Source organism: Ruegeria sp. BJ6 (assembly GCF_056537885.1).
This window is the reverse complement of record NZ_JBQFSG010000001.1, coordinates 948,243-968,705: the sequence shown is the minus strand read 5'-3', so window position 1 is coordinate 968,705 and position 20,463 is coordinate 948,243. Positions and strand designations below refer to the sequence as shown.

15 protein-coding genes are annotated in these 20,463 nt (G+C 56.8%); 5 read left to right on the top strand and 10 right to left on the bottom strand.

From position 1 onward, the window contains the following. Window positions 1–8: 8 nt before the first annotated feature. Window positions 9–827, top strand: coding sequence for a M90 family metallopeptidase (locus tag ACR0D6_RS04620; RefSeq protein ID WP_480764634.1), 819 nt, complete (start codon window positions 9–11; stop codon window positions 825–827). Between the two features lie 110 nt (window positions 828–937). Here the strand turns inward: ACR0D6_RS04620 and rplT are convergent, their stop codons facing one another. The 3 genes from rplT to pyk form a co-directional block, all read right to left on the bottom strand. After that, window positions 938–1,303, bottom strand: a complete 366-nt coding sequence (gene rplT / locus ACR0D6_RS04615) for a 50S ribosomal protein L20 (protein ID WP_008756009.1) — start codon at window positions 1,301–1,303, stop codon at window positions 938–940. Window positions 1,304–1,317: 14 nt separating this feature from the next. Then, on the bottom strand, window positions 1,318–1,518 hold the full coding sequence (gene rpmI / locus ACR0D6_RS04610; protein WP_010443552.1) for a 50S ribosomal protein L35: 201 nt from the start codon (window positions 1,516–1,518) through the stop codon (window positions 1,318–1,320). Window positions 1,519–1,670: 152 nt separating this feature from the next. Beyond that, window positions 1,671–3,116 carry a pyruvate kinase gene (gene pyk / locus ACR0D6_RS04605; RefSeq protein ID WP_480764633.1) on the bottom strand — a complete coding sequence of 482 codons (1,446 nt, stop codon included), beginning with the start codon at window positions 3,114–3,116 and terminating at the stop codon, window positions 1,671–1,673. A gap of 118 nt (window positions 3,117–3,234) precedes the next feature. Here pyk and ACR0D6_RS04600 point away from each other — a divergent pair, with 118 nt between their 5' ends. The 3 genes from ACR0D6_RS04600 (at window position 3,235) to ACR0D6_RS04590 (ending at window position 4,739) form a co-directional block, all read left to right on the top strand. Next, window positions 3,235–3,972 (top strand): N-formylglutamate amidohydrolase, encoded by a 738-nt coding sequence (locus ACR0D6_RS04600; RefSeq protein ID WP_480764632.1) that lies wholly within the window; start codon window positions 3,235–3,237, stop codon window positions 3,970–3,972. Between the two features lie 87 nt (window positions 3,973–4,059). Continuing rightward, complete coding sequence (locus ACR0D6_RS04595) at window positions 4,060–4,299, top strand: DUF6868 family protein (protein ID WP_170651151.1); 240 nt, start codon at window positions 4,060–4,062, stop codon at window positions 4,297–4,299. A gap of 125 nt (window positions 4,300–4,424) precedes the next feature. Beyond that, complete coding sequence (locus ACR0D6_RS04590; protein ID WP_480727953.1) at window positions 4,425–4,739, top strand: DUF1244 domain-containing protein; 315 nt, start codon at window positions 4,425–4,427, stop codon at window positions 4,737–4,739. On the opposite strand, the gene ACR0D6_RS04585 is transcribed toward ACR0D6_RS04590, so the two are convergent. From ACR0D6_RS04585 to dgcN, 4 genes are all read right to left on the bottom strand, one after another. After that, window positions 4,726–5,916, bottom strand: a complete 1,191-nt coding sequence (locus ACR0D6_RS04585; protein ID WP_480764631.1) for a CaiB/BaiF CoA transferase family protein — start codon at window positions 5,914–5,916, stop codon at window positions 4,726–4,728. The genes ACR0D6_RS04590 and ACR0D6_RS04585 overlap by 14 nt on opposite strands. Window positions 5,917–5,996: 80 nt before the next feature. After that, window positions 5,997–6,857, bottom strand: coding sequence for a D-amino-acid transaminase (locus tag ACR0D6_RS04580; RefSeq protein WP_480764630.1), 861 nt, complete (start codon window positions 6,855–6,857; stop codon window positions 5,997–5,999). Between the two features lie 10 nt (window positions 6,858–6,867). Beyond that, a complete protein-coding gene (dgcA, locus tag ACR0D6_RS04575) occupies window positions 6,868–7,833 on the bottom strand; it encodes an N-acetyl-D-Glu racemase DgcA (protein ID WP_480764739.1) in 966 nt (321 codons plus the stop codon). Window positions 7,834–7,907: 74 nt separating this feature from the next. Further along, on the bottom strand, window positions 7,908–8,909 hold the full coding sequence (gene dgcN / locus ACR0D6_RS04570; RefSeq protein WP_480764629.1) for an N-acetyltransferase DgcN: 1,002 nt from the start codon (window positions 8,907–8,909) through the stop codon (window positions 7,908–7,910). A 295-nt stretch (window positions 8,910–9,204) separates the two neighbouring features. Here dgcN and ACR0D6_RS04565 point away from each other — a divergent pair, with 295 nt between their 5' ends. Beyond that, window positions 9,205–10,167 carry an L-malyl-CoA/beta-methylmalyl-CoA lyase gene (locus tag ACR0D6_RS04565; protein WP_170651145.1) on the top strand — a complete coding sequence of 321 codons (963 nt, stop codon included), beginning with the start codon at window positions 9,205–9,207 and terminating at the stop codon, window positions 10,165–10,167. 140 nt (window positions 10,168–10,307) lie between these two features. Here the strand turns inward: ACR0D6_RS04565 and ACR0D6_RS04560 are convergent, their stop codons facing one another. Genes ACR0D6_RS04560 through ACR0D6_RS04550 form a run of 3 tightly spaced genes read right to left on the bottom strand, consistent with a single transcriptional unit; the run spans window position 10,308 to window position 19,872 of the window. Beyond that, the gene (locus ACR0D6_RS04560; protein ID WP_480764628.1) at window positions 10,308–10,850 is read right to left on the bottom strand and encodes a D-Ala-D-Ala carboxypeptidase family metallohydrolase; all 543 of its coding nucleotides are present in this window, start codon (window positions 10,848–10,850) and stop codon (window positions 10,308–10,310) included. A 2-nt stretch (window positions 10,851–10,852) separates the two neighbouring features. Then, entirely contained in the window at window positions 10,853–16,309 is a 5,457-nt protein-coding gene (locus ACR0D6_RS04555; protein WP_480764627.1) for a CHAT domain-containing protein, read from the bottom strand. Beyond that, a complete protein-coding gene (locus ACR0D6_RS04550; protein ID WP_480764626.1) occupies window positions 16,306–19,872 on the bottom strand; it encodes a hypothetical protein in 3,567 nt (1,188 codons plus the stop codon). The genes ACR0D6_RS04555 and ACR0D6_RS04550 overlap by 4 nt, the downstream gene beginning before the upstream one ends. Between the last annotated feature and the right edge of the window lie 591 nt (window positions 19,873–20,463).

The window sequence follows — 20,463 nt, the reverse complement described above, 5'->3', positions numbered from 1 at the left end:
GTCTGTCCATGACAATTTTCATCGCAGTTCTTCTTTTGGCCGTAGGTTATTTCGGGTACCGCTATTGGTCGAAACAGCGCACTCGCGCGCAGTTGCTTTCCACCCCGCTTTCAGACCGGCAACGCGCCATCGTTGAAACGCAGGTTCCTTTGATCCGTAGGCTTCCACCGAACCTGCGCGGCAATCTTGACGGCAAAGTGAATCTGTTTCTCGAGCAGGTGAACTTTGTCGGCTGCAATGGGCTGGAGGTCACCGAAGAAATGGAACTGTCCATATCTGCTCAGGCGTGCCTTCTCATTGTCAACAGTGACTTGTGGTACGATCATCTGACGACCATTCTCATTTATCCAAATGCCTTCAAGTCCCGGCAAAGCAGACATTCGGGCTTTGTTGTCACGGAACAGGAAGTTGTTCGCACCGGAGAAAGCTGGGGGCGCGGTCCAGTCGTTCTGTCCTGGGCGCACAGCAGGCAAGGGGCCTTGAACGACCGAGATGGACAAAACGTCGTGTTTCACGAATTTGCGCATCAAATAGACGACTTATCCGGCCACACCGATGGAGTTCCCGTTCTGAGTGAGGGGCAGAGCTATTCCAAGTGGGAGCAGGTGTTTCTGACAGCCTATGACGCCCATGTCCGGGCGGTAGAAAACGGGCAAAGGACGCTAATCGACGCCTATGGCGCAGTAGGTCATGAAGAGTTCTTCGCGGTCGCCGTAGAGGTGTTTTTCGAAAGACCTTCAGGTTTGAAAGCTGAGGTACCGGCAGTTTACGATGAACTGGCCAAGCTGTTCCGATTGGACCCGGTAACCTGGGAAAATTCAGCTTAGGCTGAAACCGGAAGTATCCGAACAAAGCCAACGCGAATTGCGTTCTTTCATAACAAAAAAAGGCCGCTCCCAAAGGAACGACCTTTCAATCACTGTCTCTCGAAAGAGGATCAGGCGGCCAGAGCAGCCTGAGCTTTGGCGACGATCGCGCCGAACGCTTCCGGTTCGTGCACGGCCAGGTCGGCCAGAACTTTGCGGTCCACTTCGATACCGGCCAGGTTCAGGCCGTTGATGAAGCGGGAATAGGTCAGAGCCTCGTCGTGGCTGCGGACAGCAGCGTTGATGCGCTGGATCCACAGAGCGCGGAAATTGCGCTTGCGGTTCTTACGGTCGCGGGTTGCGTACTGGTTGGCCTTGTCGACGGCCTGACGGGCAACCTTGAAGGTGCTCTTGCGGCGGCCATAGTAACCTTTGGCGGCCTTGATGACCTTCTTGTGACGGGCGTGAGTTACGGTTCCACCTTTAACGCGGGACATATCGGTATCTCCTCTTAGCGGTCGTAGGGCATGTAGCCCTTGACGATCTTGGCGTCGGGGGCGGACAGAGTGGTGTTGCCACGGGCATCGCGGATGAATTTCTTGGTCCGCTTGATCATGCCGTGACGCTTGCCGGCCTGGCCAGCAAGGACCTTACCGGTCGCAGTCACCTTAAAGCGCTTCTTGGCGCTCGATTTGGTCTTCATCTTAGGCATTTCCGTCTCCTTTCGGGGTTCGGTACTAAACGCGACTCGGCATGCCACATTGGCCGGTCACGCGATCAGAGGCGCCGTTTACGCAAGTCTTGGCCAACTGGCAAGAGGTAAAGGCAGGATTCTTTGCCAAAGGCATAGAAACAGCGCTCGAATTACTCTGGATCGGTGCTGTAGATCAACCTTTCGTCACAAGGTGCAACACGCAGAATATTCGTGGTGCCCGGGACATTGAACGGGACACCCGCCGTAACGACGATCTGATCCGTATCCCCTGCGAACCCTCCGGCCCGTGCAGCACGCGCCGCATTGACCACCGCGCTTTTGAATCGCTCCAGTTCCGGGGTCATCACGCAGTTGCAGCCCCAGCTCAGGCACAGACGTCGCGCCGTGCCTTTAAGGGATGTCATCGCAATGATGGGCACGCCGGGGCGTTCTCGTGCGGTCAACAGGGCGGTCGTGCCACTTTGCGTAAAACAGCAGATCGCCTTGATATCCGTCTTTTCGGCAATCTCACGTGCAGCAGCGACGATGCCGTCGGCAACTGTCGTGCCCTTGGCCGTCCGCGAGGCGGTGATGATCTGAGTATAGTTCGGATCGGCCTCGACCTCGACAGCCACCTTGTCCATGGTCTGAACCGCTTCGATCGGATAGGACCCCGCGGCGGACTCGGCGCTGAGCATGATTGCGTCCGTACCTTCATAGATGGCTGTGGCCACGTCGGACACCTCGGCACGGGTTGGCATCGGGCTTTCGATCATGCTTTCCAGCATCTGGGTCGCCACGATCACCGGCTTGGCGGCCGCGCGGCAGCGGCGCACCAGCCGTTTCTGAATTGGTGGTACGGCGGACACCGGCAGCTCTACGCCCAGATCGCCGCGCGCCACCATGATCCCGTCGGAGGCATCAAGAATTTCGTTGAATGCTTCGACCGCGGCGGGTTTTTCAATCTTGGACAGGATCGCCGCGCGGCCATCGGCCAGCGCGCGCGCCTCGAACACATCTTTCGCACGCTGCACAAAGCTCAGCGCCAGCCAGTCGACACCCAGCTGACAGACAAATTCCAGATCGTCCCGGTCTTTTTCGGAGAGCGCGGCCAACGGCAATACCACATCCGGTACATTCACTCCTTTGCGGTTCGAAATCGTGCCGCCAATTTCCACCTTGCAATCCGCGAAATCAGGGCCGCATTTTTCCACCAGCAGACTGATCTTGCCGTCGTTGACCAGCAGATGCGCGCCGGGCTCCAGCGCTTCGAAAATTTCGGGATGCGGCAGGCAGACGCGGGTTGAATTGCCGGGTGTTTCATCCAGATCAAGACGGAACGCAGCGCCCTCTTCGAGGTCCTCGGCATCATTGGCAAAGACACCGACGCGCAATTTGGGGCCTTGCAGGTCAGCCAGAATGGCGATCGGGCTGTCCAGATCCTTTTCCACCTGCCTGATGATCCGGTGCTTTTCCCGAATCTCATCGTGGCTGCCGTGGCTCATGTTCAGGCGGAAAACGTCTGCCCCGGCCTCGTGCAGCGCCCGGATCATTTCATAACTTTCGGACGCCGGACCCAACGTCGCCACGATTTTCACATTTCTCAGGCGTCGCATTGGCCTTGCTCTCCTCAATTTATCGCTGTTATCGCAAACAGCGCCCCGGTCTGCTTATTGCGCAATTCCCTTTTCCAGACAACTGCCCTACACCTGCGACAAACTAGATGACAGGCTTATGACAAACACTCCGTTCTTTATTCACGGCGAGGACAGGCCGTCCCGCTGGCTGATTACCTGCGATCACGCGACCAACACCGTTCCACCGGAAGTTAACGGAGGGGATCTGGGCCTGCCGCGCGAGGATATGGAGCGCCACATCGCCTATGACGTCGGGGCCTATGAGGTATCGAAACATCTGGGCGAGCTTCTGAATGCACCGGTTATCGCGGCGAACTTTTCGCGACTTGTTATCGATCCGAACCGGGGCGAAGACGACCCAACCCTGCTGATGAAGCTTTATGACGGTTCGATCATCCCCGGAAACCGCTACGCTGATGAGGCAGAGCGGGAGCGGCGGCTGAACATGTGTTACCGCCCCTATCACGACGCATTGGGGCGTATGGCCGCTCTGCCTCATGCGGTTGTCGTATCTATGCACTCGTTCACGCGCCAATTGCGGGGCCGCGATCCGCGTCCGTGGCACATTGGAGTTCTGCACACTTCGGATGAGCGGTTTTCCCGACCGCTGATCGACCGGCTTGAGGCCGAAGGCGACCTGTGTGTTGGTGTGAACGAACCCTATACGGGTGTTTTGCCCGGAGATGCGATCGACAAGCATTGCACCAGTCATGGACGGCCTAACGCGTTGATTGAAATACGGAATGACCTGATTTCAAACCACGCTGGGCAACGTGCGTGGGCTGAGCGACTGGCCGTTGTTCTGCAAGACGCGCTTGGGAATAGCGAAGCGTAACGTGGGGTCAATTTAGACCGGATTCGGGCGTCAGATTATTGTGCGGGCACCGGCCGAACCCCATATTATGGATGAAAGGAGACGACCATGACTCAGGAATTCCTGACGACCGTCTTCGGCTGGATGACGGTCCTGAACATTGCGATTTTGCTGTTTACCACGCTAATGGTTGTGGTGCTGCAGGACTGGATTGCAGGCATACACGGCAGGATGTTTCAGATGGAACGGGCCGATGTCAAAAAGGCCTATTTCAAGTATCTGGCCAACTACAAGATACTGACGATCATCTTCTGCCTGATACCCTGGCTGGCGCTGAAACTGGCCTGAGGACGCCATAGGCAGCAAAAATACCAATTGCGGGGGACCTTCGGGTCCCTCCTGTTTGTTGTAACCAGACGTCTGGATTGTTAGGTCGGATACAGGACAACAGTATTTCACGCGGAGCCACACTCATGGACCAGCAAACCGAAATTGAACTCCAGGCCGCTGCCTTTCGCCGTCTGCAAAAACACCTGATGGAAGACCGGACCGATGTACAGAACATCGACCTGATGAACCTTGCCGGGTTCTGCCGCAACTGTCTTGCCCGGTGGTATCAGGAAGCTGCGAATGAAAAAGGTATCGAGATGGACAAGGCGGCAGCGCGTGAGGTTTTCTATGGCATGACCATGGACGAATGGAAGGCCAATTATCAGACCGAGGCCAGCGCTGAAAAGCAGGCCGAATTCAAAGTCGCCTTCGAGGAAAACGTACTCAAGAAGGGCTGAACACTACGCCAGCCGCGGCCAGAGCGTCAAATCTGGCCGTGTCGATCCCCAGTTCTGCCAGCACGGATCGGCTGTCGGCTCCGTGCGCCCTAGGCGCGCCGGTCAGCATTGGGCTGCCGTGATCGTAGGCGAACCCGGCGACCGCAAAGCGCGCCTCGTCAACTTGCTGAACGACGTTACGAGAGGCAACCTGATCCTCGCGAAGCGTCTCGGCAAGACCACGCACTCTTGCAGCGGGGACGTGGTGCGCATTCAGAATGGTTTCCCACTCGGCCGCCGACTTCGACCGCAGTGCGCGCGTCAATACTTCGGCGTCTTCTTCCCTGCGGGTGTCGATTTCCGTTCTCGGGGTCGACAATATGGCACTGGCCCGTTCATCCTCGCCGATTGCCGACATAAGGCGTGCCATCTGGGCGTTGGAAAATGCGCCGATCATCAAAGTTCCGTCTGCTGTTTCGTAAGTCGCATATCCGGCCAGCGACGGGTCATGGTTGCCATGAGGTCTGGGTGCAACGCCGGTCGCAAGCGTCGTAGCGGTATGAGAGTTCATCAACATCAGCGCGCAATCAGCCATCGCAACGTCAATCCGCCGTCCGAGACCGGTTTGCGCCCGCCCGTACAGAGCGGCGGAAATCGCCAGTGCCGCCTGCGCCCCGGTGCCGTAATCAATGACCGCCGGGCCTATGCGCACCGGATCGCTGTCAGCTTCACCATTTGCGGCCATGACACCGGTGAATGCCTGAATGACGACATCATATGCCGGGTGATCCGCCTTTGGACCGGTAGCGCCAAATCCACTGATCAAGCAGTAGATCAAATCCGGTTTCAGCGCGGCCAGCCTGTCATAGTCCAGACCAAGCTCATCCACCGCGTGGGCGGTGTAGTTCAGCACTACGACATCTGCCGTTTTGACCAAATGCTCAAACAGGCTTTGACCCTCGTCCGATTTGAGGTCCAGTGCCAGTGTTCGCTTGTTCCCGCCCTGTGCCTGAAACGACAATCCCATGCCCATTGCGTTCAGGTCGGTATCTGCACCTTCCTCGCGTGTCATGTCCGGGCGGTCCACCGGTTCGATCTTGATGACCTCGGCACCCAGAACTCCCAACTGATATGCGCAGAAAGGTCCGGCAAAGACATGTGTCAGGTCCAGAACCCGCAATCCCTCGAATGGCCGCATAAGAACACCTCCCACTGGCAGGTTACCAGCGGGAGGTTTGCAAAATCGTCTGTTCTCGTCAGTCAGAGGTCGTTTTGGCCTCAGATCGCAGTTTTGCGGCCTTCGTCGATATAGATTTCCCGCAACCGCTTGGAAATCGGGCCGGGCGCACCATCGCCCAACTGCACGCCGTCAATCTCGACAACGGGCATCACGAAGGCGCTTGCAGAGGTGGTGAACGCCTCATCCGCCTCTTTGGCCTCATCAATTGTGAACAACCGCTCTTCAATTTCCATCTGCGCTTCGGCGGCCAGCCGCAGCACTGCCTTGCGAGTGATGCCATGCAGAATGTCGTTCGACAGCGGGCGGGTAACGATCTTGCCGTTCTTGACGAAGTAGGCGTTGTTCGATGTTCCCTCGGTCACATAGCCATCTTCAACCAGCCACGCATCGTCGCATCCGGCCTTCTTGGCCATCATCTTGCCCATCGAAGGATACAGCAACTGGACCGTTTTGATATCGCGGCGGCCCCAGCGGATGTCTTCGATGGAAATGATCTTGGCACCTTTGCGGGCCGCAGGGCTGTCAGCCAGCCCGGGCTTGTTTTGCGTAAACAGGACAAGGCTCGGTTTGGTGTCTGCCGAAGGGAACACGAAGTCCCGATCACCGTCCGAGCCACGGGTCACCTGCAGATAGACCAGCCCTTCTTCGATGCCGTTCAGCTCGACCAGTTTGCGGTGAATTTCCAGCAACTCGTCCTTGCTGCACGGCTCGGCCATGTCCAGCTCATCCAGCGAACGCTTCAGGCGCACGGCGTGACCTTCGAAATCGATCAGCTTGCCATCAAGAACGCTGGTCACTTCATAGACGGCATCGGCAAACAGAAAGCCTCGGTCGAAGATCGAGATACTGGCCTCGGTCTCGGGCAGGTATTCGCCATTCACGTAAACGGTTCGGGTCATGTATGTCTCCTCAGCCCCAGAGTGCCGCCATGGGCGGGTGCACACCGGCGTCGTCAAAAATCAGCGGGGTGTCGCGGTCTTCGGCCAACAGAAGTGGGCCGTCAAGGTCGGTTACTGTCGCGCCTTGTGCCACCAGAGTCGCAGGGGCCATCGCCAGCGAACTGCCGACCATACAGCCAACCATGATACCGTACCCCTCGGCCAGCGCCGCCTCACGCAGTTTCAGCGCTTCGGTCAGCCCACCGGTTTTATCCAGTTTGATGTTCACCACATCATATTTGCCTTTGAGCGCGGGCAGGCTGGACCGATCATGGCAGGATTCATCGGCACAGACCGGCACTGGGCGCTCCATCCCGATCAGGGCTTCGTCATCGCCGGCGGGCAGGGGTTGTTCGACCAGCGCCACGCCCAGCCGCACCAGATGTGGTGCAAGATCGGCATAGACGTCCGCAGACCATCCTTCGTTCGCATCAATGATGATCCGGGCATCGGGCGCACCGGCGCGCACTGCCTCAAGTCGGGGCATGTCATCCGGAGTACCCAGCTTGATTTTGAGCAAAGGCCGGTGCGCATTTTTTGCAGCCTGTTCTCTCATTGCGTCGGGTGTGTCCAGCGACAGGGTGTAGGCAGTAATTTCTGGCCCCGGAGCGGCCAGCCCCGCCAGATCCCATGCCCGCTTGCCTGCGCGTTTCGCCTCAAGATCCCAAAGAGCGCAATCCACGGCATTGCGTGCGGCCCCTGCAGGCAACAGTTCCATCAACCCTTCACGGGTGAACGCCTCGGGCAATCCGGCAATCTCTGCTTCGACGGATGCCAGCGTTTCGTCATACCGCGCATAAGGCACACATTCGCCCCAGCCCTGATACGCGCCATCGGACACCCGAACCGTCAATACCTTGGCTTCGGTCCGCGACCCGCGCGAAATGGTGAATACCTGCGCCAGTCGAAATACATCGCGGGTGACTTCTATCTGCACACGCGCCATCCTTCTTCTTGTTCAAAATACGGTCGCCGGAGGCAGAAAACCTAGCCACCGGCGCGCCGCTTAGATCACATTGCGGCCAGCGCATCCACCAGCTTGTCCGAACCGAAACGGAACGGATCGGTCGCGGGCAGGTTCATCTCGGCTTCGAGTTTCTCAAGATACGCTTTGGCCTCGGCTTCACCCATATGCTGGGTGTTCACCGAGATGCCGACGACCTGACATTTCGGGTTCGCCACCTTCGCTAGCGTCAGTGCCATGTCCCGCAATTCCTGCAGGGTAGGCTGCTGGTAAGTTGGCAGACCGCGCATATGCTCGCGTGTCGGCTCATGGCTCAGGATCAGGGCATCCGGCTGGCCACCATGGATCAGCGCCATCGTCACGCCGGAATACGAGATGTGGAACAGGGAACCCTGACCTTCGATCAGGTCCCAGTGGTCGTCGTCATTGTCCGGTGTCAGCCACTCAACCGATCCGGCCATGAAATCGGCGATAACCGCATCCAGCGGCACACCGTCTCCGGTGATCAGGATTCCGGTTTGGCCAGTGGCGCGGAAGGTCGATTTCATTCCACGCGCGCGCATTTCCTTGTCCATTGCGAGGGCGGTGTACATTTTGCCGACCGAGCAATCGGTTCCAACGGCCAGACAACGCTTGCCCTTGCGCTTGATGCCATTAGCAATTGGATAATCCACTTCCGGTACGCGCACGTCATGCAACTTGCGCCCGGTCGCCTCGGCTACGGCCACCAGATCGGGTTCGTCACGCAGCAGGTTATGCAGGCCCGATGCCAGATCGAAACCTTCCTCCAGTGCCATCACCAGCACTTTTTTCCATTCCTGACTGATCACGCCACCCCGGTTGGCAACGCCAATGACCAGAGTTTTTGCCCCGGCCTCGCGGGCTTCGATCAGGTCCATGTCCTTCAGGCCCAGATCGGCCTTGCATCCGTCCATGCGGAACTGACCAACCGCATTTTCAGGGCGCCAGTCCTTGATGCCCTGGGCCACTTTCGCCGCCAGCTGGTCGGGCGCATCGCCCAAAAACAACAGATACGGTGTCTCGATCATTGCAATGCACTCCTTTGATTCCGGCGTAAACTATTGAACCGGCGTGGCGAGCGTTTCGCGTTTTGCCCGGCCGCCGGGGTCTCTGACAGGAGATTTTTGCGCAAACTTAGAAAATAGCGCAAAAATCTTTCAAGTTTTCAAACTGATTAAACTTTAGTCACTCAAAACCACTGCATCGGCAACAGATGCTGCGATGGCAATGCTGCACTTGCACAAAGGTGCTTGCGCATGCATGCGCAATTTAATACCCCATGAGGCAACGAAATCGCAATTTCATTACCCGAAAGAGGTCCAGATGAGCTTTCGCATTCAACCTGCCGCCCCTGCGCGTCCTAACCGCTGTCAGTTGTTCGGGCCTGGTTCGAACACCAAACTGTTCCCAAAGATGGCGGCGTCTGCTGCGGACGTGATCAATCTGGATCTGGAGGACTCGGTCGCCCCGTCCGACAAGGACATCGCGCGCGCCAATGTGATTGAGGCGCTTAACACGGTCGACTGGGGCAACAAGTACATGTCCGTGCGGATCAACGGGCTGGACACGCCGTATTGGTACCGTGATGTTGTTGACCTGCTGGAACAGGCGGGTGACCGGCTGGACCAGATCATGATTCCCAAGGTCGGCTGTGCGGCCGATGTTTACGCGGTCGACGCGCTGGTCACGGCCATCGAACGCGCCAAGGGCCGCAGCAAGCCAATCAGCTTTGAAGTGATCATCGAATCCTCCGCCGGTATTGCGCATGTCGAAGAAATCGCGGCATCCTCGCCCCGCCTGCAGGCGATGAGCCTTGGTGCGGCGGATTTTGCGGCATCGATGGGAATGCAGACCACCGGCATCGGCGGAACGCAGGAAAACTATTACATGTTGCGCGAAGGTCAGAAACACTGGTCTGACCCATGGCATTGGGCGCAGGCCGCAATTGTTGCTGCCTGCCGCACACATGGCGTGTTGCCTGTGGATGGACCGTTTGGCGATTTCTCGGATGACGAAGGCTATATTGCGCAGGCCAAACGGTCGGCTACGTTGGGAATGGTGGGAAAATGGGCTATTCACCCCAAACAGATCGCCCTTGCCAATCAGGTCTTTACCCCATCCGATGAAGCTGTCGCTGAGGCGCGGGAAATCCTTGCCGCAATGGAGCAGGCCAAGGCAAATGGCGAAGGTGCGACCGTTTACAAAGGACGTCTGGTTGATATCGCCTCGATCAAGCAGGCGGAAGTCATCGTTGCGCAGTCCGAACTTATTGCCGCCAACGGCTGAAGCCCTGCCAAAGGTTTAATATTGGGGGCGCCCGATGGGCGCCCTTTTTTTGAGGAAGAATGGCTGATCCAACGATACTCCACAAAGCGCGAAGCGTGTAAACGACCCTGCCTGAGTTCAGAAAGATTCAGCCGAGCAGATTAACTGCGATTGTCCCAATCTGCGTTTGAGCCGCGCACGTCAACATGCACAAAACTGTTGTATATACCAATGCCGCCTGAAAACCCTCCGGCATCTCTGACTGCTCTGGCCGCGCTCGCCCATGTGGCAGAGTTGCCCGCACTGCAGATCCAGTCCGCCGCCTGGAATCTTGAATGGAAGCTGCCAGGTACGCCTCCAACGCACGCGTTGTAGGGTCCACTGCGGAAGCAGTTTGTGATCTGAACCGAAGTGCCCAATTCCTTCCGGATCAGGTTCATGGCCTTCACAAGCGGCTTCACATTGTCCCACAGGCTTTTCGGCGCCAAACCGTTCTTGCCCTCACAACTTCCGCCGGGGCGGTTGGACGGGCCAAGAACCATAAATTCGTCTGCGGTGAAATACTCGCTGGGCAGGGTGTCGAAAAATGCCCGGAATTCCACCATCTCAGGCGTATCACTGCGGGAATAGTCCCCCCTTAGCGCCTCCTGAAGCAAATCCCCTTCCACAAAATCGTATTCGTTTCCTTCAAACAGGTCGTTCATTGTCAAATCTCCTCTGCTAAATTCAAAATTGAGTCCGAGACTTTTGGAATTCCGTTCTCAAGCTCTCGCGCCAATGACCTGACCGTTTCGCCGACTGTTGTGTCCAACTGATTGGTGCGTTGCTTGCCTACCTCGGACAACAACTGGGCGACGGTGTAGAGGTCGCTCACGACTTCTCTGCGTCGCCGGATGGACCCGCCATCCAGAAACAACTGCCCAAAGACATCAAGCAACTCGCCCTGGAGTGAGGCATTGTATACGTCCGTCGAGACAAGTTCGAAGAGGCGGGTTTCCGCAATCAGTCGGCGACGTTGGAACTGCGTTTGTTGCGCGTCGGTTTCCTTTATGTCCTGAGCCACGCGATTTACCACCGGCATAAGCTCATCAATGGAGTGACCCAGTTTGCCGTCAGATGCACAAGACAAAAGAAAGTCTGCAAGCGCCCGTCGGATCAGGGGGTACGCCGTGTCGAACTCGGGAAGCTGGAACCCGCAGGTTACGGCAGTGTCATAGGCCCCGCGCGCACGTTCCAGATAATCAATGGTGGTTGCCTTTGTAGGGGAACCGACAAAAGCGCAGGCCGTCAGCCGCAGGTATCCGTCACCGATCCGTGTCTGGCGCAGGGCTGCACTGCGTTCACCTGCGATTTTTTCCTGTTGCACCAGATAGTCGATTGCCGCCCGTATCGTCTCTTCTTCCTTTTTGCGCGCCTTTTCAATTTCCCTTTTCGATGAGCCTTGTTGTTTCTCGATGCGGGTTTGCGTATCCACGCGCACCCGCAAGGACATCAGGTTTTCCAAGGCATTCAGCGACAGGGTCGGGGGCGAACGGCGTACCGCTCTCTCGTAATATTCAATGGCACTTTTGTAATCGCCCAATTCCGCGCAAACATCAGCTATGGCCTCGAACAGCTCGGGATTGCGGCTCCATTCGCTGTGCCCGTTGACGACCCGCAGTGTCTCCATGAACTGTTTGGCAACCTGCGTTGTCTGTTGAGCCGTTGGCGCAAACCGTGCGTCAAGTTTTAACGACCGCAGCGTCAATGTTGCCTGTCGGGGTGAAACGAACTCGGGCTTGACCCAGCCCGGTCGATGCGCGCCCACACCCCTTTGCAATCTGAACTCAGGATCGCCATAGGTTTGATAGGCACTCCAGGTGTTTCCGTCTTGATCCCTCTCGTAGACCTTGGCCCGTGCTAGTCGTACTGCCTCGGCAAAACTGTATCCGTTCAGGAAGGCGTCGTAGAAGGTTGTCGCAAACAGCTGCGCCATGCCATCGTTTACAGCCCAACCGGCGGCAATCACGGCCTTACTGCCAGCTTCGATGAACTTCATCGCAATTCCCGAAGCGAGATCGGGACGGTTGGCCAGCGCTGCCCGAGGAGTGTGCGGATCTCTCTCTTCGTCCGGATTTTCCGCCATGTCCGGCGCGATGCCGATTGCGCCGCCGTAGCAACAGTTGAGGAACACGAACTCTGGCACATAGCGCAGCTTTTCGATGAAGGCGGGCTCCAGCACCCGTTTCTTGCCTGTTATGAGCCCGGTCTGTTTGTTGTCGCCCCACTCGAACACACCATGCCCGGCGAAATGCAGGATTTGGTTCTCCTCTAATGTAAGCGCGCGCTCTACATCGACGTTCTCGCGGATTTGCACGTCCATATCTTGCGTCCAGCCGCTGGTGCCAAGTTTGTCGGCAACAAGCCGGGCTTCGGCCTGTGCGCCTTTCAGTTCACTGAAAAAGCTGACCGGATCACCGATCACCAAGACCCGGCGCGATGCGGCGATGTTTGACCCCAGACCGCTGCGTCGGCGAATCAACTGGCGGGTTACCTGCGCTTCAACCGCAACCGGTTTGCCACCTTCAGCCCAGTTGTCCTGCAGCATCTCCCATGGGTAAGCTGCCGCGGCTTCGTCGACCTGCAATGTCATGTTGCGTTTGTCCGAGGTTTTGGCGCGCAACTCTTTGGGGATGACCCACTCATACAGCAGTTTGCCTGTGTCCGGTCCCGTATGGCTGTTTGCAGTGGCCTCGTGGATAAGGCTGTCGATACGGCTGCGTTTGACGCGCGTAGTCACTTTCTGGGCCAACGCGCCGCGATCAAACACCACGAAATCCAGACTCTCGGTGTCATTTTCAGGCACTGTAATCTGCATGCGCCGGTTACCGCTTGTATCTGGACCAAAGCGGAACCGCTGCCGTCCTGCCAGGCCATTGCGGATGTTGCAGTCGATCTTGAAGTCCTGTTTCCAGCGCCCCTCGCGCTCCATCCGAGACAGGGCCGAGCCGACCTCGATGGCGCGGTCCTCGTAGAGTTCGAGGATGGTCAGATGCGTGATCCTGTGATCGCGTGGCAAGCGATTATTCGCGTTCTGTAGCGCCACAAGGATCGCTTCCACGCTATCGGTAATTGAAAGCTGACTGTCGTTGGAACTGATTGGCAAAGTCGTCAGTGCCTTTGTCCCATCTTTCTCAACGGGGCCCGTGCGTAATGCGTAAAGGACAAAGGCGTTGGCCAGCGTCACCGACAGGCGGCGCCGCGACAATTCGCTGACCCGGCCCAAGCCGACGACCAAGGCGCCGTCGATCCCCGTGGCAAACTCTCCAACGGGCTGTTTGCGCAAGAAAAGTTCGGCTGTGCCTTCTTGCCCCGGATAAATCCCAAGCGCGCGACGTTGTGCCAATTGTCCGTCCAACTGTTCATCAATGTCGCGCTCGACCCCTTCCATCGGTTCGTGTTCATAACGCCCAACGGTGACCACACTATTGTGCAGTCGCAGATCTCCATGCGTGACGGACACTTTGCAGGGAGTACGCTTCTCGGCATCAATTTCTTGATCATCCGCACCCGTGGCCCCGATGATCGCCGCTTCCGCGTCCTCATTGGACGGGTAGAGCAGTTCGGGTTCCACCACTTCGAACAGCGGAGCACCGCTGCGCTCAACCGGCGGTGTCTGTGGTAAACCGTTTGTGCGCCCGGTTTGCAACAGATCGAGGATCGGCCCGAACAAATCCCTGTCGCGCGCCAGGTCGCCGTGACTGGTTTCATACGCATACCATGTGGAAACATCCGGCAGCAGGCCGGTGCGCCACAGCACGCGCCCGTCACCGTGTCGCGATCCTGTCATCCTTAATGTCGTGCTGTCCAATGCGGCCGGCGTCATATCGGCATTGCCCGCGATATAGCTCATGGCGGGCGCATCATTGGGTATCAGCTTCAGTTCATCATAGGTCTTGGCCGCATTTTTCAGTCGTTTGCTTTCGGGTAGCGGCCAGTTCGGGCCCTTTGCGTTGCGCAACTGCTGCCATGTCGACCTTTTGAAATAGGCTCCGTCCCCGTCTGTGGGAAGCAGTTCCAAAATGCCCTGCAATGGGACCATTTTCTCCACCAGTTCGGGCACATCATGCTTCCAGTCGATGCGATCGATCGTGTGGATCATCTTGTCGAGCCCCATCAGAGCCCAGACAATCGACATCGATCCACGATTGGGCGTGCCCAGCATAACAAGCGTGGACCCGCTGCCCGCATCGCTGCGCAGTTTTTCCCACAATTCGCGATGGCGGTTGATCATCAGACGCACCACAAGCCCCCCCATCGAGTGGGCCACAAATCGGATCGGACGCGTTTCCCCGTTGGGAATTTTGCTGAGTTCCATTTGCACGCGCGCGGAAAGCCGATCCGCCTCTTCCTGTAGCGGCTTGCGCCAATCGAAATCAAAGACTGCAACCTCGTGGCTGCGGCTCAGATGCCGTACGAGCCCTCCGTAAAAGCGTTTGAGAACGCCAGCAGGTTCAACATCTTCAATAGGTTCGCCGTCCTTGCTTGTGATTTTTCTAAGCTCGCCGGTCAGAATGCGAGGGAGATTGAACCAGATCGGCGTGTCTTGCCCCTTGACCCGCAGATGGCTGCCCATGATCCCCGGCAGCACAAACACGAGCGGCTTGTCCGCCCCTGATCCTCGGGTGCCCGAGATTAACTCCATCGCCTCAGGCTCTGGCGCGCGCGACTCAAGGTTGGGGTTCTCAACGCCGGTCAACGCATCGACTATCACTTTCGATGACATTTTGTTGGAGAAGTAGCTGAAGTGATTCACGTCGCTGCCTTGCGCGGGAAACACCTTTAAGTCGGGTTTGCGCGGCACACCTTTGAGCATCGCACGCGTATGGACCACCACGTCGTGATCCTCGCGATAGAACAGATCCGTCGCAAATACGGCGAGCGACTTGAGAATGCCGGATGGCTCGATATCACCGCTGACAACAGTCAAGGGACTTTCGATGGTGCGATTGGCCCGATTGAGGATCGCAACCAGTGCGGACTCGGGGCTCATTGCCGCTAACCCCGGCAAAACTGAGACATCCTCGCGCGTTGCGATAAATTCGCGGGCAAATTCGCGGAACGCGTCGGCCAGTACGTTCTGCCCACCCGGTACGATCTTCATAAGGTTGAAAAGCAACGAGAAGGTCGTATCGATGCGGTCCGAATTCAGCAACGTGCCCTGCATCGGTGCCGCAACGCGCACGAATTGCTGCACTTGCGGAGCCTTGAATGCCATCAGTTGCTTGAACTTTTCCAGATCGTCGCGTGGCAGCCCGGCGTCCGCGTATCGCTCCAGATCATCCTTGTCTAATGTGTCCGGTAGCAGGCACAGCAGTTCACCGACCAACCCACCCCGTGAATGGGAAAGCATGTGTAACTTGGCGTTGCGCGGTATCGCTTCCAAAAGCGCGATGGCATTCTGCACGGGGCTGCGTGTCAGCGTGTGATGCTCGAACCCATAGATCAGGCAACGCTTTTCTTCATTGTCGTCTTTTGGGTCTTCGAATCTTTTGCAAAGCCTTTCCCATTGCGTGCGCGATGTTGTCCCCGGGGATAGGGTTCCATCGGATTTGCCATGAACGATTGGTCCAAAAGACCCCATGGTGCTGGAAGCCGTACCGTGGATCAGCACAAGAATTTCAGCGCCATCACGCGTGGCCAACGAGGCGTCCATCTCTCCGAACCCCCCGTCGCGCAGCAAAGGCAGCAACACGTCTTCGTCACGATAGGCGGGTTTGCGCGGCCAACCGTCCAGTTCCCGCGGTTTTTGCTCAAGCTTCCGCGCGGTGGCATAAGCTGCCTTTTCACCCAGGCCACTGCCTGAAAAGAACCGGTAAGTGCGCACCGCAAACGCACCCAGCCCGCGCGAGTTGCCGCCTTGGTCCAGAGATTGCGGCAGGACTAGCTGTGTCCCGCCGGAACCGCTGCGGTCAGAGCTCACTTCGCCAATATCATCCGCGCGCCGAAACAGGATCAATCCGTTTTCAAGCTCGGCTTCGATGATGTGCTGATCGGGGAGGTCGAACTCTTTGACATCGACACCCGAACCGCGGCCGTGTTGCATTGTCACTTCGCCGATCTGAGTCAGCTTTTTGCGCGGGGTCTTTTCCTTGGCTATGCGATTGATCTTGACGATGGTCATTGAAAATCCCTTCCAGCATTGTTGTCTGCAACCTGAATCTGCCGCGGGCACAGATACACGGTTGCGCTGCGATGATTTGCGTCACTTTCCTGATCCGGCAGACCTGTATCCGCCAGCCATCCTGCTTCACCCAAAGGCAGGGTCATAATTGGTATCCCGCCTACTTTATCAGACAGCTCCTCTTTCAGGGCCTCGGCCCGTCGCTTTGACAGGTTTAGGTTTGAAACGGCATTGCCCTGCGTGTCGGCCAGCCCCAGGATGTATATCCGCCAGGGTTCATCTGCAGTTGCGCCTCGCGCGTTGGTCCCGGGACTTATGCGCGCGACAAGCGAAGCAAGGTCGGTCGTGCCAGTCACGTTGTGGCCGCTGAACCACTCACCTTTGTTGATATTCGCATCGTTGATATCGAAGCGCATCCCGCCCAACTGGTCACAATGCTTGAACACCCGGTGTATAATTCCTGTGTCGGGTGCCGTATTGATAAAGGCGAGGTCTATGTCGACCCATCGTGCGGATTCAGGAGGTCTCAATCCCTTGGGCGTTAAGGGAATGACCACTCCTTCCCGCAACTTATCGAGCACGGCTTTGAGAAGCCCCAGCTCTTGCAGCGCTGACCCGATATCGGCATCCAATGCCAACTTGGAACTCATTGTCATCCGCCGCATTACGCGAGACAACTCGTCGAGTGCAGCAATCGCGTTCTTCGTTTCGGCCCGAGTCGAGATTGTCACACTTCGGTTGTTTTGAATATCCTGCAGGGTTTCCAACACCGTAGAGAGTTCACCGTTGAGCTTGCTCAGATCGGCAAGCACCTCAGGTGTCACCTCGATCCGGTTGACTAGAGGATACTCCGGTATCAACGGCTCCAGTTTCGCGACCAAATTGTCATGTGTCTTCTCCAACTCGGTGGAAAGGCCCTCATAGGGACTTGGTTCACTTGGTTCATTGAGCTTTGCTGCTTCCATCGCGCTAAAGGGCGCAAGCAGCCCAATCACGGCTACCAATGCGGCATTTGCCGCCGAGCCCTTGTCGAACCGCGACCGTGCTGCGGCGAGTTCAGCGGTCACACGCGTTCCCATTCGCGCAAGTGCGTTGCTGATGGCCGAGGCTTTTTCGTCGGTCAACGCTGGCGCCTCGCCCTCAGAAGACGTCATGAGCGACGGCAGTGCCCGACCCGCAGCCCATGTCTGTTCGACACCGGCCACCGAATTCAGTTTACGTTGTAGCTGGCCGCGTTGCAGGACCAGATCATACAGCAGCATGTAGCCGTGCCGCATCAAACCGATGGCGAGAAGCGGAAGCGCCCAGACACCTTTGTAGAGCGACGCCTGAAACCCTGCGACATCAGAGTTCTCTTCGATACCGCCAGAAAGGGCACTCAAGGAAACTCCATTCGGCAAAAGAGAGCTGAGTACGAAAAAATCAGGTATCCGTTCTTGCAGCGAGGTCCAAATATCCTCCCAATGTGAATGTGCTCCAAGATATGTAGTTGCAATCAGCAAGCACATGATTGCCGGACCGGTCAGCAGAAACCATCGACGGGCAAAGGCCCGATCGACCACCGCACCTACGAATTTTGAAAGGCCTGACACCAATCGCGACAGCCACCCGTTCAGGTTCGCCGGTGGACGCGGTTCACGTGCACGGGCTGACAGACCCCAGCAAATCAGACAGCGCCAGACACCGATCAATGAAAACGCCAGCGTGGATAGCCATAGCTCGCGCACTGTATAGGCATTGGTCGCCACCACAGTAGACAACACCATAGACGCCCAAAGGGCACCTAGCAGCAAACAGGTGTATTTGAACCACTGTGTCAGCTTATGTAGCGCGTCATTTTCATTCACACCCTTCCTCACCTCGATAGGTCCAGCGTCGGTTGCGTTCAGCACGCGTAGATGCCGTTCCGCAGTAAAGGTGAAGCGGGCCGCCAGTGCATTCGCCTGAATCGTTGGGGTCCAACCCACCGCCCAGCTTGGCACGTTGTCCAGTTTGAGCGCCCCTGATTCAAACTGTTCGAGAAGAGTTTCGGCCCGGGTCACTGCCCCGTGCGGATCGACCTGAAGCGGCCATATACAGAAACTTGGAATATGCAGCCGCTCGCTCGGACCGCATTTTCTTGGGAAGCAGCGGGCACCGTCCGAACCATTCAGCACGCGCGTCACCAATGTCACGACCAGCAGGCTCATCAGTCGCGCACTATTATAATCCTCGCGGAGTTGGATCACCTTGTCGGGTTTGTCGCCGTCTACGATCGTTTTGCTATCGTTCAGCTTGACTACAACGGCCAACAACCCGTCAGGGCGAAGTGCCACTGAAATCTGCCGCGCGGAATTCTTGCCCAGCCACTCCGCAACCCTCTGCGTGCCCGGAAAGCCCGTGATATGTGGGGGGTAGCGATAACCGTTTTCCTCCAAGCCGTGCAGCGCACCAAATACATCGCCCTCGAATTGTGACATGACTTGTTCAACATCGTCGCCGCTACGAATGCTGAATGAGGCAACCTCTTTCAAGCTCGCAGAGGTCGTTGCCGGGATCTGCACCTGATCAAGGAACCGCAAGGCAAATGGCAGTTCACGATCCTCCGGGCCGCGAACCTGAGGATCGGGAGCCTTGTGCCGTGCCTGATTTCTGAACTGAGTGCTCTCGTGCATATAGTTCGTTTCGAATGAAAACCGACCTCCGGCATCGCGCTCACGCGCGCGGTAGACCAGCGAGCCGTCTTCCAAAACCATCAGGGTCACCGTGTTGATCAACTGGTCCTGCAGGTGTTGATCGCTTTTCTGATATTCTCGTCCCAGCTTGGCATGAGGCACGCTGTTGCCTTTGATAAGAATTTCCTTGATCCAGTGAGCAGCTGTGCGCTCGCGTACGACCTTTGCGATCAACTTCGGTCGAATTTTTTCGTCAAATTCGGTCAGCTTGTCGACCAGCGCGGATTGGTAAGACGCTGCAACACGTTCAGCCCAGCCATTCTGCGCAGCGACCAGCAACTTGCGCGCATCATCCCGCTCTGTATCCGCCTGTGTGGCCGCCACCAGAATGTTGCGTTTCTTGGAGATCAACGCGCGGAGTTCGGTCCGGCGCTGATCTTCGGCCTGATTTTCGATCTCAGTACATTTCCTGTCGAATTGCTGAAGCGCTGCATCGAGTGACTGATCGAGGAGTTCAAACAGATCATTTTCGGCCTGGGCTCGTACAGCGGCTACCCTTGGCTCCTGCAGCGCCTCCAAAGTTGCAGCGTCCGGTTCCAAAAACCATGCGCCCTTTTCTTCGGTGTTTTTGACGACCTGTGATTTCAGATTTTCCAGCCGACGCTCATGGATGGTGCGGTAGGGGTCGCCAAGATCAATGATGTCGCGCCATGTCACCGATAGCGCCTTGGCTTGGCTTTGCAGCGAGCGGATAGCCGTGGCCCCTGAAACATGGTGTTTATAGGCCGCTGTTATTGATGTTTGGGCCTCATAAAATTGCCGTTCTATCAGCTTGCGGCGACGGGCTTGCCGAATATCGTTGGACACTGCGGCGGCGGCATTTGTAATTTGCGTAATAAAATCGAACATAACAACAATCTCGCTGGCAAAAACCTGGATCAACAGCACACTTCAAACGTGTGGATCCTGAGAAACCGCAGAAACGGTAAACTGGAACCTCGTATCCTTTCTGGTCCAGGACATCTTGATCCCGTCGACGAATTCAGCGCCAGAAAGGGCGATGCCCTATTGGAGCAGATGTTCCGAACCCTGTGTCAAACCGCGTCAGGCAATTAACTCTGCCAAATCCATCGAGCGTGACAGACATCTGGAAACGACGTCGCCAGCCTCGGCACATTAAAATTTTATCTACTTGTGCGTTCTCAGATAGGTGGCGCAGGATTGACGAGTCCTAACCACTTGCAACAAAAATGTTTATTCTAGCGATGAAAGCTACATTCAAAGCCATGAAATTGCAAACCATCCATCGCAACACAACTGCGGGTAGCTGAAAAAATCAGTTTAGAATTAGAGTACCTGAATGTTGATGCAGTGATGCCGCGCGAATTGGTCGTCTAAATGTCAGATCTTTCAGGTCCTTCAAAGCGAGCTGGAAAAACTCTCCAAACCAAAGAAAGGAATACTCGGCGACGTTATAATCTCCTTTGTTCCATATTTCTC

What these genes read in the sequence shown, in the direction of transcription:
- ACR0D6_RS04580 (WP_480764630.1), bottom strand. Translation starts at nt 6,857, where the DNA reads ATGACCCGAACCGTTTACGTGAATGGCGAATACCTGCCCGAGACCGAG.
- ACR0D6_RS04550 (WP_480764626.1), bottom strand. Translation starts at nt 19,872, where the DNA reads ATGTTCGATTTTATTACGCAAATTACAAATGCCGCCGCCGCAGTGTCC.
- rpmI (WP_010443552.1), bottom strand. Translation starts at nt 1,518, where the DNA reads ATGCCTAAGATGAAGACCAAATCGAGCGCCAAGAAGCGCTTTAAGGTG.
- pyk (WP_480764633.1), bottom strand. Translation starts at nt 3,116, where the DNA reads ATGCGACGCCTGAGAAATGTGAAAATCGTGGCGACGTTGGGTCCGGCG.
- ACR0D6_RS04585 (WP_480764631.1), bottom strand. Translation starts at nt 5,916, where the DNA reads ATGCGGCCATTCGAGGGATTGCGGGTTCTGGACCTGACACATGTCTTT.
- ACR0D6_RS04600 (WP_480764632.1), top strand. Translation starts at nt 3,235, where the DNA reads ATGACAAACACTCCGTTCTTTATTCACGGCGAGGACAGGCCGTCCCGC.
- ACR0D6_RS04620 (WP_480764634.1), top strand. Translation starts at nt 9, where the DNA reads ATGACAATTTTCATCGCAGTTCTTCTTTTGGCCGTAGGTTATTTCGGG.
- ACR0D6_RS04560 (WP_480764628.1), bottom strand. Translation starts at nt 10,850, where the DNA reads ATGAACGACCTGTTTGAAGGAAACGAATACGATTTTGTGGAAGGGGAT.
- rplT (WP_008756009.1), bottom strand. Translation starts at nt 1,303, where the DNA reads ATGTCCCGCGTTAAAGGTGGAACCGTAACTCACGCCCGTCACAAGAAG.
- dgcN (WP_480764629.1), bottom strand. Translation starts at nt 8,909, where the DNA reads ATGATCGAGACACCGTATCTGTTGTTTTTGGGCGATGCGCCCGACCAG.
- ACR0D6_RS04555 (WP_480764627.1), bottom strand. Translation starts at nt 16,309, where the DNA reads ATGACCATCGTCAAGATCAATCGCATAGCCAAGGAAAAGACCCCGCGC.
- ACR0D6_RS04590 (WP_480727953.1), top strand. Translation starts at nt 4,425, where the DNA reads ATGGACCAGCAAACCGAAATTGAACTCCAGGCCGCTGCCTTTCGCCGT.
- ACR0D6_RS04595 (WP_170651151.1), top strand. Translation starts at nt 4,060, where the DNA reads ATGACTCAGGAATTCCTGACGACCGTCTTCGGCTGGATGACGGTCCTG.
- ACR0D6_RS04565 (WP_170651145.1), top strand. Translation starts at nt 9,205, where the DNA reads ATGAGCTTTCGCATTCAACCTGCCGCCCCTGCGCGTCCTAACCGCTGT.